The sequence below is a fragment of the Actinomadura rudentiformis genome (assembly GCF_008923185.1).
Taxonomy (GTDB): domain Bacteria; phylum Actinomycetota; class Actinomycetes; order Streptosporangiales; family Streptosporangiaceae; genus Spirillospora; species Spirillospora rudentiformis.
Genome location: NZ_WBMT01000040.1, coordinates 1 through 19,549 on the forward strand (window position 1 = coordinate 1; position 19,549 = coordinate 19,549).

At 71.6% G+C, this 19,549-nt stretch carries 20 protein-coding genes; 17 read left to right on the top strand and 3 right to left on the bottom strand.

Going from position 1 to position 19,549, the window contains the following annotated elements:
• Positions 1–612 (top strand): cellulose binding domain-containing protein (locus F8566_RS49180; RefSeq protein WP_151571352.1); only part of this gene is annotated, 612 nt, incomplete at its 5' end.
• A 30-nt stretch (positions 613–642) separates the two neighbouring features.
• A complete protein-coding gene (thiD, locus tag F8566_RS49185) occupies positions 643–1,440 on the top strand; it encodes a bifunctional hydroxymethylpyrimidine kinase/phosphomethylpyrimidine kinase (protein ID WP_151571353.1) in 798 nt (265 codons plus the stop codon).
• 73 nt (positions 1,441–1,513) lie between these two features.
• Here thiD and rpmB read toward each other — a convergent pair whose 3' ends face one another.
• The gene (rpmB, locus tag F8566_RS49190) at positions 1,514–1,708 is read right to left on the bottom strand and encodes a 50S ribosomal protein L28 (RefSeq protein ID WP_151571354.1); all 195 of its coding nucleotides are present in this window, start codon (positions 1,706–1,708) and stop codon (positions 1,514–1,516) included.
• 237 nt (positions 1,709–1,945) lie between these two features.
• Here rpmB and F8566_RS49195 point away from each other — a divergent pair, with 237 nt between their 5' ends.
• From F8566_RS49195 to smc, 15 genes are all read left to right on the top strand, one after another.
• The gene (locus F8566_RS49195) at positions 1,946–3,532 is read left to right on the top strand and encodes a DAK2 domain-containing protein (RefSeq protein WP_225994234.1); all 1,587 of its coding nucleotides are present in this window, start codon (positions 1,946–1,948) and stop codon (positions 3,530–3,532) included.
• 33 nt (positions 3,533–3,565) lie between these two features.
• Positions 3,566–5,752: an ATP-dependent DNA helicase RecG gene (recG, locus tag F8566_RS49200; protein WP_151571355.1), complete on the top strand. Its 2,187-nt coding sequence runs from the start codon at positions 3,566–3,568 to the stop codon at positions 5,750–5,752.
• A 73-nt stretch (positions 5,753–5,825) separates the two neighbouring features.
• On the top strand, positions 5,826–5,906 hold the full coding sequence (locus F8566_RS53230) for a putative leader peptide (RefSeq protein ID WP_404800409.1): 81 nt from the start codon (positions 5,826–5,828) through the stop codon (positions 5,904–5,906).
• Between the two features lie 43 nt (positions 5,907–5,949).
• Positions 5,950–6,861, top strand: coding sequence for a HEAT repeat domain-containing protein (locus F8566_RS49205; protein ID WP_151571356.1), 912 nt, complete (start codon positions 5,950–5,952; stop codon positions 6,859–6,861).
• A gap of 143 nt (positions 6,862–7,004) precedes the next feature.
• Positions 7,005–7,568 carry a 16S rRNA (guanine(966)-N(2))-methyltransferase RsmD gene (gene rsmD / locus F8566_RS49210; protein ID WP_151571357.1) on the top strand — a complete coding sequence of 188 codons (564 nt, stop codon included), beginning with the start codon at positions 7,005–7,007 and terminating at the stop codon, positions 7,566–7,568.
• Between the two features lie 131 nt (positions 7,569–7,699).
• A complete protein-coding gene (locus tag F8566_RS49215; RefSeq protein ID WP_225994235.1) occupies positions 7,700–9,145 on the top strand; it encodes a penicillin-binding transpeptidase domain-containing protein in 1,446 nt (481 codons plus the stop codon).
• A gap of 142 nt (positions 9,146–9,287) precedes the next feature.
• Positions 9,288–9,767 carry a pantetheine-phosphate adenylyltransferase gene (gene coaD / locus F8566_RS49220; protein ID WP_151571361.1) on the top strand — a complete coding sequence of 160 codons (480 nt, stop codon included), beginning with the start codon at positions 9,288–9,290 and terminating at the stop codon, positions 9,765–9,767.
• Positions 9,768–9,898: 131 nt separating this feature from the next.
• Positions 9,899–10,483: a YceD family protein gene (locus F8566_RS49225; RefSeq protein ID WP_151571363.1), complete on the top strand. Its 585-nt coding sequence runs from the start codon at positions 9,899–9,901 to the stop codon at positions 10,481–10,483.
• 3 nt (positions 10,484–10,486) lie between these two features.
• Positions 10,487–10,666, top strand: coding sequence for a 50S ribosomal protein L32 (gene rpmF / locus F8566_RS49230; protein ID WP_151571365.1), 180 nt, complete (start codon positions 10,487–10,489; stop codon positions 10,664–10,666).
• Between the two features lie 328 nt (positions 10,667–10,994).
• Positions 10,995–11,747, top strand: a complete 753-nt coding sequence (gene rnc / locus F8566_RS49235) for a ribonuclease III (RefSeq protein ID WP_225994236.1) — start codon at positions 10,995–10,997, stop codon at positions 11,745–11,747.
• A gap of 10 nt (positions 11,748–11,757) precedes the next feature.
• On the top strand, positions 11,758–11,958 hold the full coding sequence (locus F8566_RS49240) for a DUF1737 domain-containing protein (protein ID WP_151571367.1): 201 nt from the start codon (positions 11,758–11,760) through the stop codon (positions 11,956–11,958).
• Positions 11,951–12,865, top strand: a complete 915-nt coding sequence (gene mutM / locus F8566_RS49245; RefSeq protein ID WP_151571369.1) for a bifunctional DNA-formamidopyrimidine glycosylase/DNA-(apurinic or apyrimidinic site) lyase — start codon at positions 11,951–11,953, stop codon at positions 12,863–12,865. Before F8566_RS49240 ends, mutM begins: the two co-directional genes overlap by 8 nt.
• 54 nt (positions 12,866–12,919) lie before the next feature.
• Positions 12,920–13,201 (top strand): acylphosphatase, encoded by a 282-nt coding sequence (locus tag F8566_RS49250; RefSeq protein WP_404800410.1) that lies wholly within the window; start codon positions 12,920–12,922, stop codon positions 13,199–13,201.
• A gap of 178 nt (positions 13,202–13,379) precedes the next feature.
• On the top strand, positions 13,380–13,577 hold the full coding sequence (locus F8566_RS49255; protein WP_151571373.1) for a hypothetical protein: 198 nt from the start codon (positions 13,380–13,382) through the stop codon (positions 13,575–13,577).
• A gap of 862 nt (positions 13,578–14,439) precedes the next feature.
• Positions 14,440–18,108 (top strand): chromosome segregation protein SMC, encoded by a 3,669-nt coding sequence (smc, locus tag F8566_RS49260; protein WP_151571375.1) that lies wholly within the window; start codon positions 14,440–14,442, stop codon positions 18,106–18,108.
• A 67-nt stretch (positions 18,109–18,175) separates the two neighbouring features.
• Here the strand turns inward: smc and F8566_RS49265 are convergent, their stop codons facing one another.
• Positions 18,176–18,874, bottom strand: coding sequence for a hypothetical protein (locus F8566_RS49265; protein ID WP_151571377.1), 699 nt, complete (start codon positions 18,872–18,874; stop codon positions 18,176–18,178).
• A 25-nt stretch (positions 18,875–18,899) separates the two neighbouring features.
• On the bottom strand, positions 18,900–19,549 hold a 650-nt coding region (locus tag F8566_RS50715), incomplete at its 5' end, for an RICIN domain-containing protein (RefSeq protein WP_192810292.1).

Here is a 19,549-nt window from a genome sequence, read left to right on the forward strand (position 1 = left end):
CCCGTGGCCGGCGCGGCGACCGGCGCGCCCCGCCCGCAGCGCGCCACCGCTCCGGAGGGCGCCAAGCCCGACTCCGCCGGAGAGAAGACCGGCGGGTGGCGCCTGTCCAAGAAGCTCGTCGTCACCCCGCTCCTGCCCGTCACCGCGCTGGTGATCGCCGTCGGCGTCGTGGCGTACGCGGGGAGCACCTCGCAGATCTCCCTCAACTTCGGCGGCGGCGCCCACGAGCCCGTCGACCCCAAGGACGGCCAGGTCTCCGAACGCGGTGAGGGCGGCCGGACCAGCCGCGCCGCGCGGGCGTCGGGACTCATCGTGGCGTTCCGCCCGGGGGCCCCGACTCCGACCGGGTTCCGGGGCACCGTCACCATCGGCAACAAGGGCAGCAGGCCGGTGAACGACTGGGCGATCGCGTTCAAGATCCCGAACGTCACGTTCGTCTCCGCGACCGGGGGGACCGTCGTGGAGACCGGGCAGCGGCTCTACGTGCGCAAGGCGCCCGGCACCCCGGCGCTGGCCCCCGGCCAGCGCGTACGGATCGCCTACGTGGCCAACGGCGTCCTGCAGGCGCCCTCCGAATGCATGATCAATAAACAGCGTTGCGTCCGGGTTTGACCTGGTTTACGGCCGTCTACAGTTGGCACCATGACGCAGACCCCTCCCCTCGTGCTGACCATCGCAGGCTCGGACTCCGGCGGAGGCGCGGGGATCCAGGCGGACCTGAAGACGATGCTGGCCCTCGGCACGCATGGCATGAGCGTCATCGCGGCCGTGACCGCCCAGAACTCCCTCGGCGTCCAGGGCTACTGGGAGCTGCCCCCCGAGGCCGTCCGCGCCCAGCTCGACTCGGTGCTCGGCGACATCGGCGTCCAGGCGGTCAAGACCGGCATGCTCGCCTCCACCGCACTCGTCGAGACCGTCGCGGAACGGCTCGCGACCGTGGACGTGCCCGTGATCATCGACCCCGTCGGCGTCTCCAAGCACGGTGACTCGCTGCTGGCCCCCGACGCCGTCGCCGCCATCCGTTCGGCCCTGCTCCCGGTCGCCACCGTCGTGACCCCCAACCTCTACGAGGTCGAGCAGCTCACCGGCGTCAAGGTCGTGGACGAGCCGGGCCTGCGCGAGGCGGCCGAGGCGCTCAAGGCCCTCGGCCCCGACTGGGTGCTGATCAAGGGCGGCCACCTGCCCGGCGACCCGACCGACCTGCTCTTCGACGGCACGACCGAGCACCGCTTCACCGCGCCGCGCTACGACAACCGCCACACCCACGGCACAGGCTGCACCCTCGCCTCAGGCATCGCCTCGTACCTCGCCCGAGGCGAGGACATCCCCACCGCCGTCGCCAAGGCCAAGGAGTACGTCACAGGCGCGATCGCCGCCGGCTTCCCCCTGGGCGCCGGCATAGGCCCCGTAGACCACGCCTGGCGGATCCGCGAGCACTGATCGCCTGAGCGTCCGGGAACGCAAAAGCCGGCTCACCAGACCTGGTGAGCCGACTGAGGCTTGGTTGCGACCGTCAGACGGTCGGCTTGACGACCTTGCCCGCCTTGATGCAGGACGTGCAGGCGTTGATCCGCTTGGTGCCACCGTTCACGACGGCGCGCACACGCTGGATGTTGGGGTTCCAGCGGCGCGGGGTGCGGCGGTGCGAGTGGGAGACACTCATGCCGAAACCGGGTCCCTTGCCGCAGACGTCGCAGACGGAAGCCACGGGAAACTCCAAAGTGGGTGTCGGTGCTCTGAACGGAACGCTCCCGGCCGGAGAGGCCGCTCGGAGCGCTCGCTGAAGGCGCCTCGGAGGAGGCGCATGGATCAGACTAGCCGACCCCGCGCCCGGTAGGCGAATCGGCGAGGGGATTCAGCCTGCGGTTCCCGGGTGCGATCGGTTCCCAAAGGGGCACTTCACGCGATACAGAATTATCTCGGACATGGCGGAGAGGGGCACGCGTTGATTGACGTCCTCGACGGGGCGGCGGTACGGCAGTGGTGCAGGCTCGCGGCCGAGGCCCTCGGCCGCACCCGGGCGGAGATCGACGCGCTCAACGTCTTCCCGGTGCCCGACGGGGACACGGGGACCAACCTGCACCTGACCGTGCTGGCGGCTGCGGAGGCCGCCGAGGCGCTCCCCGGGGACGCCGGCGCCGCCGACACCTGGCGGGCGCTGGCGCAGGGGGCGCTCCTGGGAGCCCGGGGCAACTCCGGGGTGATCCTGAGCCAGGTGTTCCGCGGGCTCGCCGAGATCATGGGACGGCCGGGGATCCGGGTGGACGCGGAGGTCTTCGCCGAGGCCCTGGAGTACGCCTCGGTGCTGGCCCGCAACGCGGTCGAGCACCCGGTCGAGGGGACGATCCTCAGCGTGCTCCAGGAGGCGTCCACCGCCACCGGCACCAATGACGGCCTCTCCGGAGCCGCACGCGCCGCCGCGGCCGGGGCTCGCCAGTCGCTGCGCAAGACCACCGGCCAGCTCGACGTCCTGGCCCGCAGCGGCGTGGTGGACGCGGGCGCCGCCGGCCTCTGCGTGGTCCTGGAGGCGCTCGCCGCCGTGATCACCGAGGAGTTCCCCGAACGGTACGAGGTCCCCGCCCGAACCCACGGCGAGCCCGCCGTACGGGAGGAGCCGGAGACGACGGGCCCCGGCTACGAGGTCATGTACCTGCTCGACGCACCCGACGACGCCATCCCCGATCTCCGCGAGTCCCTGGACGGCCTCGGAGACTCCCTCGTCGTCGTCGGCGGTGACGGCCTCTGGAACATCCACGTTCACGTCGACGACGCCGGAGCGGCCATCGAGGCGGGCCTCGCGGCGGGCCGCCCGCACCGCATCCGCGTCACCTACCTGCACATGATCACCGAGGACCAGCCGCACGCGCCCCATGTCGGCCGGGCCGTGGTCGCGGTCACCGCCGCCGACGGGCTGGCGGCGATCTTCGAGGGCTGCGGCGCCCGGGTGGTACGCCGCGCCTCCGGCACGGTCCCGCCGATGGCCGTCCTGGCCGAGGCGATCCTGGCGGCCGGGGACGAGGTGGCGGTGCTGCCGAACGAGCCCGAGGTCCTCGCCCTGGCCGAGGCCGCCGCCGAACGTGCCCGCGACGCCGGCGCCCGGATCGCCGTCGTGCCGACCAAGGCGTCCGTCCAGGGACTGGCCGCCCTCGCGGTCCACGACCCGCTGCGCCGCTTCGCCGACGACGTGATCGCCATGACGCGCGCCGCCGGCGCCACCAGGTTCGGTCACCTGGAGGTCGCCGTGGAGGAGGCGTTCACCAGTGTGGGCCTCTGCCAGCCCGGCGACGTGCTCGGCCTGATCGACGGCGACGTCGCCATGATCGGCTCCGATCTGGCCGAGGTGGCCCGCCAGTGCGTGGACCGCATGTTGTCCGCCGGCGGCGAGCTGGTGACCCTCATCGCCGGCGCCCACGCGCCCGAGGGACTCGCCGCGGCCCTCGAGGACCACCTCCGGGACGTCCGCCCGGACGTCGAGGTCGGCGTCTACGACGGCGCCCAGGAGCTCTACCCCCTGCTCATCGGCGTGGAGTGAATCCCTGTCCCCCCGATGGGCTAGAAAAGACAGGTGGCCAAACTCGACGAGCCGTTGCGCAAGGTCCTCGGGGACAAGACCGCCAAGGTTCTGGCGAGCGGCCTCGACCTGCACACGGTCGGGGACCTGCTGCACCACTACCCCCGCCGGTACGCCCACCGCGGTGAGCTGACGCCGCTGGGCAGCCTGGCCGACGGCGAGCACGTGACCGTGATGGCCGAGGTCGTCAAGGTCCAGGGCCGCACCCTCACCCGCAGCCCCGGCTACGTCCTGGAGATCACCGTCACCGACGGCACCGGCGAGCTCAAGCTGAGCTTCTTCGGCCGCAAGGGCTCGTACAAGCCCGAAAAGGAGCTCTCCCCGGGCACCCGCGGCCTGTTCGCCGGCAAGATCAGCACCTACCGCCCGCGCAGCGGCAGGGCCGTCCGCCAGCTCACCCACCCCCAGTACAAGCCGATCCACGCCCGCGAGGACGCCGCGGCCGCCCAGGAGTGGGCCGACGAGATCATCCCGATCTACCCGGCCACCAAGGGCCTCGACATCGACGCGATCACCAAGTCCGTCGGCCTGGTCCTCGACCAGCTCGAACTCGGCGACGACCCGATGCCCCGCCTCACCCTCAAGCGTCACGGCATGATCGGCCTGCGCGACGCGTACGAGGGCATCCACCGCCCCAAGGACTGGGAGGAGCTCGGCCGCGCCCGCAAACGCCTCAAGTGGGACGAGGCGTTCGTCCTCCAGATCGCCCTGGCCCAGCGGCGCCTGGCCGCCGCGGCCCTGCCCGCCAAGGCCCGCCCCGCGATCGAGGGCGGCCTCCTGGACGAGTTCGACGCCCGCCTCCCCTTCGAACTGACCAAGGGTCAGCGCGAAGTAGGCCGCGAGATCGCCGAAGACCTCTCCCTCGAACACCCCATGCACCGCCTCCTCCAAGGCGACGTCGGAGCCGGCAAAACGATTGTCGCGTTGCGGGCGATGTTGCAGGTGGTGGACGGGGGTGGGCAGGCGGCCTTGCTGGCGCCCACCGAGGTGCTGGCGCAGCAGCACTACCGGTCGATCACCGGGATGCTCGGGGAGCTCGCGCAGGCGGGGCAGCTGGGAGGAGCCGACAACGCGACCAAGGTCGCGCTGCTCACCGGTTCGCAGGGGGCCAAGGTGCGCAAGGCCGCGCTGCTGGACGCGGCGTCGGGGGCGGCGGGCATCGTGGTGGGGACGCACGCCCTGTTGCAGGACCAGGTGCAGTTCGCCGACCTGGGGCTGGTGGTCGTGGACGAGCAGCACCGCTTCGGGGTCGAGCAGCGGGACGCGTTGCGGGAGAAGGTGACCGGCGGGCGGCCCCACGTGCTGGTCATGACCGCCACGCCGATTCCCCGGACGGTCGCGATGACGGTGTTCGGCGACCTGGAGACGTCGGTGCTGGCGCAGTTGCCGGCGGGGCGCTCGGAGATCCGGACGCATGTGGTGCCGCCGGAGAAGCCCGCGTTCCTGGCGCGGACGTGGGAGCGCATCAAGGAGGAGGCGGCCGCCGGGCGCCAGATCTACATCGTCTGCCCGCGGATCGGCGAGCAGGAGGGCGACGAGGGCGACGCGATCGAGGAGGACGGGGAGCGGCGGTCCCCGCTGGGGATCATGGAGGTGCTGCCCAAGCTGGAGGTCCTGCTGGCGGGGCTGCGGCTTGGCGTGCTGCACGGCAAGCTCCATCCGGACGAGAAGGACGCGGTGATGCGCCGGTTCTCGGCGGGGGAGTTGGACGTGCTCCTGGCGACGACCGTGATCGAGGTGGGCGTGGACGTGCCCAACGCCACCGTGATGGTGATCATGGACGCGGACCGGTTCGGGGTGTCGCAGCTGCACCAGTTGCGCGGCCGGGTCGGCCGGGGGACGTTGCCGGGCCTGTGCCTGCTGGTGACGGACGCGGAGGCGGGGAGCAGGTCGCGGGAACGGCTGGACGCGGTGGCCTCCACGACGGACGGGTTCAAGCTGTCGCGGCTCGACCTGGAGCAGCGCCGGGAGGGCGATGTGCTCGGGGCGACCCAGGCCGGGCGTTCGTCCAGCCTGAGGCTCCTGACGTTGCAGCGGGACGAGGAGGTCATCCGGCATGCCCGCGATGAAGCCACGCTGCTGGTCGAGGCCGATCCCGACCTGGAGGCCAACCCCGGTCTCGCGGCCGAGCTGGCCTCCCTCCTGGACGAGGAGCGCGCGGACTACCTCGAAAAGGCCTGAGGTGCGCCCCGGCAGGAAGGCAATTCCTATATAACAGATTGACATTATAGGAAATATCGGCGAGCATGAGCTTGTGAACCCGAGAGAGCCCCTGACCGCTCGCCGGCACGTCGATCTCCGACGGCAGGCCAGCGCGCTGTGTTCCTGCGGCTGATCCCCGACCCGACCGGATCAGACGGCCAGCAGGAGGCCTCATCATGACGATCACCCACACCACCACGCCCACCGGGATCATCGAACTGCGCGGGATCGTTCACCCCGAGGTGAGCGACATCGAGCCCTATCTCCGAGCCCCCGAGCCCGAGCTGCGCGGCGCCGCGCTCAGCGTGCTCATCGACAACGCCAACGGCGGCGACGGCCCACGCGGCCTCGGCGACACGCTCGCCTGGGCGCTCGCGGACGAGGACGAGCAGGTGCGCCGCCTCGCGGCCGAGGCGCTTCGCGACCTGCCCGAGGTCTACTTCGGCGACGAAGGGGTCCGAGGACTTCTGCTGGCGTCCTCGCACGGCCGCGACAGGCTGGTCCGCGAGGTCGCCACCGCGCTGCTCGCCGTACTCACCGAAGGGGCGGGCGAGCTGTACGAGCAGGGACTGCACGACGGCGAGGCGAACGTACGCGTTCAGGCGGTCCTCGGCCTCGTCGCGCTGCGCGCGGCCGGTGCGGTGGCCGAGGCCGCCGACGACCCCTCCCGCGAGGTCCGGGTGGCCGTCGCGGAAGGGCTGGCCCGGCTCGCGGTCCCCGCCGGCCTGCCCGTCCTCGACCACTTGCTCGCCGACCACGACCCGGTGGTACGGCTGGCGGCGCTGGACGCGGCCGCCGAGCTCGGCCTGCCCGAGCCGCTGGAGGGCCGCGTCATCACCTCGATCGCGCACGCCGCCTGGCAGGTGCGCAAGAGAGCCGCCCTGGCGCTGGCGCAGGCCACTCCGGACGTCGCCGTCCAGCCGCTGCTGCACGCCCTGCGCGACCGCATCGTCGATGTGCGCCGGGCCGCGGTCCAGTCCCTGGAGCAGTGGGCCTCGGAACGTCCCGAGGTCGTCACGGCCCTCACCGAGGCGCTGGCAGACCCTGACCCCGGAGTGCGAACCCAGGCGCGCTGGGCACTCGCCTGAGCCGCCGGTCGTCAAAGAGACGTGGGCGGGATGTTCCGGGGTGGGGCATCCCGCCCGCCCGATCACGGCCCGACCGCACGCCCCGCCATAATCAAGGGAGACCGAGCGAGCTCGTCCATTGATGGGGTGGGGGCTGGAGGACGGTGACCAGGGTCATCGCGGGAAGCGCAGGAGGACGCTGGCTGGCGGTCCCGCCGGGCCGGGACACCCGGCCGACCAGCGACCGCGCCCGGGAGGGCCTGTTCTCGACCGTCCTGGCGTTGCTGGGCCCGCTCGACGGGCTGCGCGTGGCCGACCTGTTCGCCGGGTCCGGCGCGGTCGGCCTGGAGGCGCTCTCGCGGGGAGCGGCGCACGCCCTGCTCGTCGAGTCGCATCCGCGCGCGTTCAAGGTCGTCCGGGAGAACGCGGCGGCCCTCGGCCTGCCCGGCGCGCGACCGGTGGCCGACAAGGTGGAACGCGTCGTCCGGCGCCCCCCGGACGAGCCGTACGACCTGGTCTTCGCCGACCCCCCGTACGCGCTGACCGACGCGGCCGTGACCGATCTGCTCATCGACCTGCGCGACAACGGCTGGTACACGCCGGACGCCCTGGTCGTCGTCGAACGCTCGGTGCGCGGCCCGGCGCTCGAATGGCCGGATGGCTACACCGCCGAACGCGACCGCCGCTACGGTGAGGCCCTCTTCTGGTACGGCCGCGCCGACGGCTGAACCCGGTCCCGGCCGGGCCAATTCCGCAAGATCGCCGGGCAGGGCGTGTCCGGTATGTGAGAGTGTGCTGGTCGCTGTGGGAGCGTGCGCGCCTACCATGGGCTCGCGCTACTTCGGGGGGTATGACCTGCATGGACAAGGCTGTGGGCCGTACCTGGATCGTGGCTCTGCTGATGGTCCTGGCCCTGATGGTGAACGTGACGTACGTCCAGGGCTTCGAGAACGAGAAGCTGCGCGACGATCCTCACAACGCGCGGCAGTTCCAGGATCGCAACAAGATCGAGCGGGGTGCCATCGTGGCCGGCGGCCGGAAGCTGGCCTGGTCGGAGAAGGACGGCGACTCCAAGAACTACCTCCGCCGCTATTGGAACAGCGAGGTCTTCTCCCCGGTCACCGGCTACTTCTCGGTCTTCTCACAGAGCGCCCTGGAGAACGCCGAGAACCACTTCCTCGACGGCACCGACCCACGCCTGGTCACCAGCACCTTCCTGGACAAGCTCCTCGGCAAGAAGACCCCGGGCGGCACGGTGGAGACCACGATCAACGTGAAGGCGCAGCAGGTCGCGTACGAGGCGCTCCGGTCCAGCGGCGCCCGCCGGGGTGCCGCGGTCGCGCTGGACACCAGGACCGGCGCGATCATGGTGATGGCCTCCACCCCGTCCTACGACGCCAACGCGGTGTCGACGCTGGACGCCAAGGCCGCGACGGCCAGATTCAAGCAGCTCAACGACGATCCGCTGAAACCGCTGCTCAACAAGGCGATGAACGAGGTCTTCCCGCCCGGCTCCACGTTCAAGACCGTGGTCGCCGCGGCAGGGCTGACCGCGGGCGGCACCGAGGACTCCCGGGTCAAGGCCGGGCGCAGCTACCGGCCGCCGGGCGCGGGCCAGGCCATCAACAACGACGCGGATGACATCGGCGGCCAGTGCGACCTGTCCGCCATCCCGCTGATCGACTCGTTCGCCCAGTCCTGCAACACCACGTTCGCCTACTTGGGCGCGGAGAAGCCAGGCAACGAGGCGGTCAGCGACCAGGCCGCGGGCTTCGGCTTCTACGACAAGATCGACGTCGCCGAGGGGAAGATGACCAGCGCGGCCAGCTCGTTCCCCAAGACCGACCAGCCGGCGCTGAGCGCGCTCGGCTCGATCGGGCAGGGCAGCACGATCGCCACCCCGCTGCAGATGGCCCTCGTCACCGCCGGGGTGGTGAACGGCGGCAAGGTCATGCGCCCCTATCTGGTCGACAAGCTGCGCGCGCCCGACGGCTCGGTCGTCAGCGACGCGAAGCCGAGGACGCTGAGCCGGCCGCTCACCGCCGCGCGGGCCGCGCAGTTGCGGGACATGATGAAGGCCGTGATCCGCTCAGGCACCGGCAAGAGCCTGCAAGGGTCGTCGATCGTCGGCGGCAAGACCGGGACCGCCGACGTCGAGGCGAAGTCCTACAACGACCGGTGGTTCATCGGCTACGGCCCCCGATCCGATCCGCGGTACGCGGTCGCGGTGATGACCGAGGCCGAGGGGTATGGAATCAAGTCAGGACCGATCGCCGCGGAGATCGTCGACGCGCTCGCCGGCTGATCCCCGCCCCGCTCGGCGCCCGGGTGGAAGCCCGATGCGGGGTGACCGAATCCGATTTGGTACGGTCGCGCCGCAGGCCGCCACCTGCACAGAAGGCCAGACTCCCTTCCCTCGGCAGTCTCGCAACGGATGGAGCCACCTCGTGCGCCGTGTCGTTTGTCCGGGCTCGTTCGACCCCGTCACCAATGGGCACCTCGACATCATCAGCCGGGCCTCCCGCCTCTTCGACGAGGTGGTCGTCGCCGTGCTGATCAACAAGACCAAGCAGGGGCTCTTCACCATCGAGGAGCGCATCGCGATGCTCGAAGAGGTCACCAGGGAGTACGGCAACGTCAAGATCGACAGCTGGCACGGCCTGCTCGTGGACTTCTGCCGGCAGAACGACATCCCCATGATCGTCAAGGGGCTGCGGGCGGTCAGCGACTACGAGTACGAGCTGCAGATGGCCCAGATGAACCACCGGATGGCGGGCGTGGAGACCATGTTCATGTCCACCAACCCCCTCTACTCCTACCTCTCCTCCAGCCTCATGAAGGAGATCGTGAAGTACGGCGGCGACGTCTCCGGCCTGATCCCCGACCTCGTCCACGAACGCCTCGTGGAGCGCCTCCAGCAAGGCTGAGAGCCGGCTGGCGAGCGCAGCTCGTCCGTTGGAAGGGTGGCTGGGTGGGGGCTGCGGGAAGGCAAGTTGGGTCGGCGGGCCTCCGTTCGGTACCCTGGGGAGTCGGCCAGGAACGACGGCCGCAATTCGCCATGCCTCACGAAAGCAGGATTCCGCTGTCTCGCCTCGATCCCAACGCGCCGCTCGTGCTCGACACCCGAGCTCTCAGCAGGCAACCCGGGTCGTCCCGCGAGCAGACCCTGAACGTGCCGGCACCGGAGAATTTCGGCGTCGAGATGGTGGGCGTGCCCGAGGGCGCCGAGCTCGAACTGGATCTCCGGTTCGAGTCGGTGCTGGAGGGCGTGCTCGTCACGGGCACGGCGTGGGTCCCCCTGGAGGGGGAGTGCGCGCGCTGCCTCGACCCGATCGCCTCGACCTTCGAGGCGGACTTCCAGGAGCTCTTCGTCTATCCTGACACCCGCTCCGGCGGGAACGCGGACGACGACGAGCTCCGCCTTGAGGACGATCTGATCGACCTCGAGCCGGTGCTCCGGGACGCGGTGCTGCTCGCACTGCCGCTGTCCCCGCTGTGCCGGGACGACTGTCCCGGCCTGTGTTCGGAGTGCGGGGTACGGCTGGCGGATGCCGGTCCGGACCACCACCATGACGCCGCCGACCCCCGGTGGGCGGCGCTGCAAGGCATCACAGACCTACGAGAAAGAAAGCAGGAGGGCTGACCAGTGGCCGTCCCGAAGCGGAAGAAGTCGCGCAGCAACACGCGGCACCGGCGTGCGCAGTGGAAGACCGCGGCGCCGACCCTGGTCGAGTGCCCGACCTGCCGTGACCAGAAGCTGCCCCACACCGCGTGCGCGTCGTGCGGCACCTACGACCGGCGCCAGGTCATCGCGCCGTCGGCTTGACCTTTGAGCCTCGGGGGGCGGCTTCGCGTGCAGGCGCGGCTGCCCTCCGAGGTGCGTGAACCGACCATCCGGCGAGTGACGCCCACGCGTGCGACCGGCACCGGGGTCGGCGCCCGAGGCCGTGGTGCACGCCGGGAATGATCAACCGGCGCGCACCTCGTCTTCGCGGACCCTCCCTCGTGCCGCGCTTCCGCGTAGGCACCGCCGTCACACGCCGTAGCGGCCACCACACCGAGTGGTATGAGCCCTGCGAGGAGGGCCTGTGAGCGGCAAGACCCATGACCCCGCGCCGGACCGCGCGGAGCTGACGCGCGCGCTGGGCGTCGAGATGACCGGCGACCTGCTCGAACGCGCGCTCACCCATCGTTCCTACGCGTACGAGAACGGCGGGCTGCCCACCAACGAGCGCCTGGAGTTCCTGGGCGACTCGGTGCTCGGCCTGGTGGTCACCGACACGCTCTTCCGCGATCACCCCGATCTTCCCGAGGGCCAGCTCGCCAAGCTGCGGGCCGCGGTGGTCAACATGCGCGCCCTCGCCGGCGTCGCGCGCGGGCTGGGTGTTGGCGCGCACATCCGCCTCGGCCGGGGCGAAGAGGGCACGGGCGGCCGCGACAAGGCCTCGATCCTCGCCGACACCCTGGAGGCGCTGATCGGTGCGGTCTATCTCGACCGCGGGCTGGGGGAGGCCTCCGCCCTGGTGCACCGGCTGTTCGACGCGCTGATCACCCGTTCCGCCGGGCTCGGCGCCGGGCTGGACTGGAAGACCTCGCTGCAGGAGCTGACGGCGGTGGAGGAGCTCGGCGTGCCCGAGTACCACGTCGCCGAGAGCGGCCCCGACCACCAGAAGACCTTCCGTGCCTCGGTGCGGGTGGGCGGCAGCACGTACGGCTCGGGTGAGGGGCGCAGCAAGAAGGAGGCCGAGCAGCACGCCGCCGAGGCCGCCTGGAACGCCATCCGCGAGATCGTCGTGGCCCGGGAGGCCGGAGAGGCCGCGCGGAGCGCCGACGCACGACCCAACGGGCACAGCGCGGAGGCGGCGGGAAACGCGGGCGACGCCGGTCCCGCTGCTCAACGGCCGTAACCTGGGTCCCATGGCTGACACCTCCCGACTGCGCTACCGGATGATCACCGGCCCGGACGACGTTGAGTTCTGCGAACGCATCAGCTCGCTCCTCGACAAGGGATACGAGCTGTACGGCTCACCCACGATGAGCTTCGACACCGCCCGCGAGCAGGTGATCGTCGGGCAGGCCCTCGTGCTCCCGGACGGGGGTGGGGGCACCGATGCCTGAGCTGCCCGAGGTCGAGGTCGTCCGCCGGGGCCTGGAGAGCTGGGTGACCGGCCGGACGACCGACGTGGTCGAGGTCCTGCACCCGCGTGCCGTCCGTAGGCACACGGCGGGCGCGGACGACTTCGCCGGCCTCCTGACCGGCCGCACGGTCGTCGCCCCGCGCCGCCGCGGCAAGTACATGTGGCTGCCGCTGACCGAGGCCGGGCGGCCGGAGGACAGGCCCGTGGAGGCGCTCCTGGCGCACCTTGGGATGAGCGGGCAGCTGCTGGTCGGCGACCCCGGCCGGGAACGCGAGAAGCATCTGCGGGTCCGGATCACGTTCACCGACGGCGAGCACGACCTGCGTTTCGTCGACCAGCGGACGTTCGGGCACCTGATGATGACCGATCTGGTCCCCGACCCCCTCACCTCCGGCTCCCTCGGCCCCGGAGACCTGGTCCCCGAGCCGATCGCGCACATCGCCGCCGACCCCCTGGAGGACGCGTTCGACGATGACGCGTTCTTCCGCGCGCTGCGGCGGCGCCGCACCGGCATCAAGCGGGCGCTGCTCGACCAGTCGCTCATCAGCGGGGTCGGCAACATCTACGCCGACGAGGCCCTGTGGCGCGCGAAGCTGCACTGGGCCCGGCCCACCGAGACGCTCACCCGCGCCGAGGTGTCCCGCGTCCTCACCGCCGCGCGCGAGGTCATGTCGGCGGCCCTCAACGTCGGCGGCACCTCGTTCGACAGCCTTTACGTCAACGTGAACGGGGAGAGCGGCTACTTCGACCGCTCGCTGGACGCCTACGGGCGCCGCGACGAGCCGTGCCGCCGGTGCGGGACGGCGATCCGGCGCGACGTGTTCATGAACCGCTCGTCCTACAGCTGCCCGGCATGCCAGCCGCGCCCGCGCCGGGCGCGCTACTAGAGCCGCGCCACGGGACCGTGCCACCAGGGACGACCACTACCACCAGGGGCCATGATGGACGACGAGAGCGTACGGCTGACCGCCTGGGCCCGCGGGCGCGTCCAGGGCGTGGGCTTCCGCTGGTGGGTGCGGGCCCGGGCGCTGGAGCTCGGGCTGGTCGGCAGCGCGACCAACCTGCGGGACGGCAGAGTCGAGGTGGTGGCCGAAGGGCCCCGTTCGTCCTGTGAGCGGTTGCTGGAGCTTCTGCGTGGTCCGGGTACCCCGGGACGGGTCGCCGGCGTCACCGAACGCTGGAGCGAGCCGCGCGGCGGGCTCCCCGGTTTTCAGGAGAGGTGACCGGGTAGGGTTTTCCGGTTTGTACCTGCTAAACTAGTGACGACAGGTTGTTACCGGCCTGTGATGTCCATCTTGACCAGGACACCGGCCGGTGCGACTCTAGACGATACGCGCACCAGCTTCATTTGCTCTTTGTGCGCGATCCCTGCTGGTTACTCAGCGTGGAGGACCCTTAGTCATGGCGAAGGCTCTACTCGGCCACGTCGGCGGTCCCGACCCCCGGATGGTCGCGGAGATGCGGCGTCTTCAGCGACGCGTACGTGATCTGGAGGCCGAGCTCGTACGGCTTCAGGCAGAGAACGACGCGCTGGCGACGGCGCCCGACGACGACATCGTGTCGCTCGGAGTGAAGGATCGCGAACCGGCGCTGACCTAGTCGGCGTCTTCTCGGGCTGGAAGGGCGGAGTCCGGTCGCAAGCCGCAGCTTGCTCCCCCGCCCCCCAGCCCTTTGTATTGCCCGGATCATTTGCCCGGTTTTATTTGCCGGCGCCGTAACTCCTGATCTGGGCCTCACCTCGCCCCCACCTCTTCCGCCGGGCGGTCCGTCCGCTCCGGCTCTCCTGCGTTCGCCGTCACGCTCCGCGAGCATGGCGCCGAACGCGGGATCGGTGTCGTTGATTCGCCATCAAACTAGGCGGAAAAGGTCACATTGATCTTTTTCGTAACCGCAGGTTAGAGGTTCCTTACCTGCGAGGGATGCCGGGCGAGGAAACCTCACGTGGCCATGCGCCGTACGCACTGTCCCCGCAGGCGTCAGGCGCCGTACGCGACGTCCCCCGCAGGCATCACGCGCCGCGCGCACGTGGCATGCGCCGCACATGGCACGCGCCGCAGGCATCAGGCGCGCGCGTGGAGGGCACCGTGTGCGCTGTTGCGCGTCACCGAGCGCCGTCCTGTGATCGATTTGGTGGCCCCGGCACCTGTTTCGGGGGCTCAGTACACGCAAACGGGCAGATCATGGCACATTGGGAGGTGCACGAACGCGCAGAAGGCCGCCGAGCGAAGCTCGTCGAATGACGGTGGCGGGTGAGGGCTGGAGGGCGGCCGGCCCCCCGGATGCCGCAGATGCCGGGTCCCCGGGGCCCTGACCGGTATCGTTCGACAAGCTCCCAGGCATGTCACCGGGCGCGACAGGGGGCCGGTCCTCCTGTGCACAAGAGGAACGGCACAAGAGGAACAGGCCGTGGTTCAGGGATGGCCTTGACCCCGCATGATCCCCTGGAGGAGGACACAGGCGCGTGTATTTGAAGAGCCTGACGTTGCGCGGCTTCAAGTCCTTCGCGTCCTCGACCACGCTGAAGTTCGAGCCGGGGATCACCTGTGTCGTCGGGCCCAACGGATCCGGCAAGTCCAACGTGGTCGACGCGCTGTCCTGGGTGATGGGGGAGCAGGGCGCCAAGTCGCTGCGCGGCGGCAAGATGGAGGACGTCATCTTCGCCGGCACCGCGACCCGGCCGCCGCTGGGCCGCGCGGAGGTCGTGCTCACCATCGACAACACCGACGGCGCCCTGCCGATCGACTACTCCGAGGTGACGATCAGCCGGCTGATGTTCCGGTCGGGCCAGAGCGAGTACGCGATCAACGGCGACTCCTGCCGGCTGCTCGACATCCAGGAGCTGCTCTCGGACTCCGGCATCGGCCGTGAGATGCACGTCATCATCGGCCAGGGCCAGCTCGACCGCGTGCTGCACTCGGGGCCCGAGGGGCGGCGGGCCGTCATCGAAGAGGCGGCGGGCGTCCTCAAGCACCGCAAGCGCAAGGAGAAGGCGCTCCGCAAGCTGGACGCGATGCAGGCCAATCTCACGCGTGTGCAGGACCTCACCGGCGAGCTGCGCCGGCAGCTGAAGCCGCTCGGCAAGCAGGCCGAGATCGCCCGGCGGGCCGCCGTCATCCAGGCCGACCTGCGCGACGCGCGGCTGCGGCTGCTGGCCGACGACCTGGTGACGCTGACGACCAAGCTCGACCAGGAGGCCGCCGACGAGGCCGCCATCCGGGAGCGCCGCGCCGAGACCGAGCGTGCCCTGGCCGGCGCGCAGGAGCGCGAGGCCGGGCTGGAGGCCGAGGAGGCCGCCGAGGCGCCCAAGCTGGCGCAGGTGCAGGACACCTGGTTCCAGCTGTCGGCGCTGAAGGAGCGGCTGCGCGGGATCGCCGACCTGGCCGCCGAACGGCATCGCAACGCCGCCGAGGCGCGCGAGGAGGAGCGGCGCGGGCGCGACCCCGAGGACATGGAACGCGAGGCGGTCGCCGTCCGCGAGCAGGAGGAGATGCTCCGCGCCGCGCTGGAGGAGGCCCAGGAAGGTCTCGCCGGGGCGGTGGAGGAACGGTCCGTCGCCGAGGACGCTCTCGCGCAGGAGGAACGCCGCCTGCAGTCGGCCGCGCGGGCGGCCGCCGACCGCCGTGAGGAGCTGGCGCGGCTGCGCGGCCGGGTGGACGCGTTGCGCAGCAAGGCGCAGGCGGGCGAGTCGGAGATCGGGCGTCTTGCCGAGGCCCGGGCCGAGGCGGAGCAGCGTGCCGGGGCGGCGCAGGCCGAGTTCGAGGCGTACGAGGCGGAGGTCGTCGAGGACCCGGAGCTCGCCGCTGAGCACGAGGTGGCCCAGGAGAGCCTCGCCGCCGCGAAGGAGGCGGTGGAGGCCGCCCGCGCGGGTGTCGAAGGGCCGCGTGAGGAGCTGAAGGCCGCGCGGGCGGCCGTCACCGCCGCCCGTACCGCCGACCAGGCCGCGCAGAAGAGCGTCGCCGCGCTCCAGGCGCGGATCGAGGCGCTCAACCTGACCCTCGCAAGCGCCGCCGACGGGGGAGAGGCCCTGCTTTCGGCGGGCACCGACGGCTCGCTGGAAGGCGTGCTCGGCACGGTCGCCTCGCTGCTGACCGTCCGGCCCGGCTACGAGACGGCGATCGCGGCGGCACTGGGCAACGCGGCCGAGGCCATCGCGGTGGGCTCGGTCGACACGGCCGAGGCCGCCCTGGCGCTGCTGCGCGCGCGTGACGCCGGACGGGCGGGCGTCCTGGTGGGCGGCGGGCCCGAGGGCATGATCGCCCGGGTCGCGGGGGTCGACTACGCGATCGACGCGGTGACCGTCCCCGACGTCGTACGGCCCGCGCTGGAGCATCTGCTGCGCGATGTCGCGGTGGTGGACGACCTGCCTGCGGCGGGCGAGCTCGTCCGGCGGGAGCCGGGGTTGCGCGCCGTGACGCGGGACGGCGATCTGTTCGGGGCGCATTGGGCGCTGGGCGGTGCCGCGGGCGGTGCGCAGAGCCTGCTCCAGATGCGGGCGACGCTCGATCAGGCCGCTCAGGATCTGGCCGCCGCCGAGACCGGTGCCGAACGCGGCGCCGAGGACCTGGCCGCGGCGATCGAGGCCGAGCACACGGCGCAGGCCGCGCTGGACGCCGCGCAGGCCGCGGTCAACCAGGCGCAGTCAGGTGTCAACCAGGCCCAGTCCGAGCTCGACCGGGTGCGGGGCCGGCTGCGCGAGTTCGAGACGAAGGCCGCCCAGGAGGCCAAGCACGCGGCGCGGCTGGAGGCAGGCGTGCGCGCCGCGCGCGGTGAGCTCGAACGGCTCACCAAGGCGCTCGACGCCGCCAACGAGTCGCTCGAACGGGACGTCCACGCGGCCGAGGAGCTCGCCGTCCGGCTCGCCGAGGCGGAGGAGGCCGCCGAGGTCGCCGACGACCTTGGCAACGAGACCGACGCCCGGGACGAGCTCGGCGAGCGCTGCCGCAACCTGCGCGCCGTCGAGATGGAGGCCCGGCTGTCGGTGCGTACCGCCGAGGAGCGGGTCCAGGCCATCGCCGGACGTGCGGACGCCCTCGAACGCGGCGCCCGCCGCGAGCGCGAGGAGCGCGCACGCGCGGCCCGGCGGCGGGCGCGGCGCGAACGCCAGGCAAAGATCGCCGAGGCCGTCCTCAAGGGGTCGCGGACCGCGCTGGACCGGATCGAGATCTCGCTCATGGCGGCGGTCGCCCAGCGGGAGGCGGCCGAGCGGGCCCGTGCCGCGCGCGACGCCGAGCTCAAGGTGGTGCGGTCGCAGGTGCGGGAGCTGTCCGGCACGCTGGAGCGCCTGGTCAACGTCGTGCACGGCAGCGAGGTCGCGCGCGCCGAGCAGCGGCTTCGGCTGGAGCAGCTCGAACAGCGCGCGCTGGAGGAGTTCGGGCTGGAAATCGAGGCGCTGGTGTCGGAGTACGGGCCCGAGGTGCCCGTGCCGCCCGGGCCTGAGGCGGCGGAGGACGCACAGCCCGTTCCGTACAAGCGGGTCGAGCAGGAGAAGCGCGCCAAGGCCGCCGAACGCCAGCTCAACCAGCTGGGCAAGGTCAACCCGCTGGCGCTGGAGGAGTTCGCGGCGCTGGAGGAGCGGCACGCGTTCCTGACCTCGCAGCTGGAAGACCTCAAGAAGACCCGGCGCGACCTGCTGACCGTGGTCAAGGAGGTCGACGACCGGGTCCAGCAGGTGTTCGCCGCCGCCTACGACGACACCGCGCGGGAGTTCGAGCGGATCTTCGCGCGGCTGTTCCCGGGCGGCGAGGGCAGCCTCTCGCTCACCGAGCCGGAGGACATGCTCGCGACCGGCGTCGAGGTCTCGGCGCGGCCGCCGGGCAAGAAGGTCAAACGGCTGTCGCTGCTCTCCGGCGGAGAGCGGTCGCTGGTCGCGATCGCGTTCCTGGTCGCGGTGTTCAAGGCGCGGCCGTCGCCGTTCTACGTGCTCGACGAGGTCGAGGCGGCGCTGGACGACACCAACACGCAGCGGCTCCTGACGGTGTTCGAGGAGCTGCGCGAGTCGTCCCAGCTGATCATCATCACCCACCAGAAGCGCACGATGGAGGGCGCCGACGCGTTGTACGGCGTCAGCATGCGCGGCGACGGCGTCACCCAGGTCGTGAGCCAGCGGCTGCGGGAGCACGAGACCGTCTGACGTCGGCGGGCCGGCTGCTGTGCCGCGCCGGCGGTGGGCCTGGCCGTTGCGCGGCGCAAGCGGCAGGTCAGCTGTTGCGCGGCGCCAGCGCCGGGGTGAACGTGTAACCCCGCACCGCCGCATGAGCGCACGGGGTGTGGAGGGCGTGCCGCGTGCTGTGCGGACTCAATTCGGCCGTGTCGATGCCGATGCACATCCCCTTCGAACGGGTGGCGACGGGCGACAACCGGAAGACGGGCCTCGTGGCCGGCTGCTCGCCGGGGACCGGTTCGAGGACGAACCGCTGGCGTACCTCTCTCTTGTCGCAGGGCTTCACGTGCAGGCGGGCACGCTCCGCCGGGGAGGCGAGGGTGGTGCACCAGAAGGCCGTCGGGCTCGTCCGGACCTTGATGAGGTAGGTCCGGAGGTCGATCGACTGGAGCCAGATGCGTTGCAGCTTGTCCTCGGCGTCGCACCGGTGCTGCGACACGGTCGGCTCACCCTCGTTGTCCTGGAGGACGGCGACGCAGTTGCCGTGCGGCTGGCCGGTGACCGGCTTGACCGTGTACCAGCCGTCCGGCGGCGGGGTCGGCGTGGGAGCCGGGCTCGCCGGGGCGGGCTTGCGGCCGGAGCCGGGGTTGCGGTTCGCGGCGACCACCAGAGACACGATGATCACGACGATGGTGAAGAACGCGGGCGCGGCCACGAGGAGGGACACCGTGCGGCCGCTGGGGCCCTTGCCGGAACCGGGGCGGGAGGCACGCGTGGCGCGTCGTCTACCTGGCATGGAGTTGATCTCTGGCGGGCATGGCTCAGGAGGGGTTGCTGCTACTGGTCGGGGCCTTGACCGGGGTGAAGATGTAACCGACCACGCCTGCCTGGCCGCAGTTGGTGTGGATGGTGTGCGCGGTGGCGGGGTGATCGACCTTGACGCCGACGCACATCCCGTTCTGCCGCGTGGACGACGCCTGCAACCGGTAGACCTGGCGCCCGTGCGCGGTCGACCCCGTTCCCGACAGCGTGAAGCTCTGCCGCAGGTCGCCGGACACGCAGGGGCGCAGGAGGATGCGGGCTCCGGGTTCGCGCGCGGCGAGGGTCGCACACCAGATCTTGTCCCACATGTTGAACGCCTTGATCGCGACCGCGCCGCCGCCGAGGGGCTGGAGCCGCACGCGCTGGAGCGGATCCTCGGGCGCGCAGCGGTCCTGGCCCACGTTCGGCTCGTACGAGTCGTTGGGGAGGATCGACAGGCAGTCGTCCATCTCCGACCGCGCCGTGACCATCGGGTTGGCCACGTACCAGCCGTCCGGCGGTGGGGGGATCGACGGGAGATCGGCGGCCTTGGTCGTCCCCGCCTTGCGTCCGGGACCGTCGCCGGCCGCCGCATAGAGGGACGCCGCGACCACCGCGATCGTGATGAGGGCGGGCGCGGCGACGAGGAGCGAGGCCGAGCGCCGGCCGC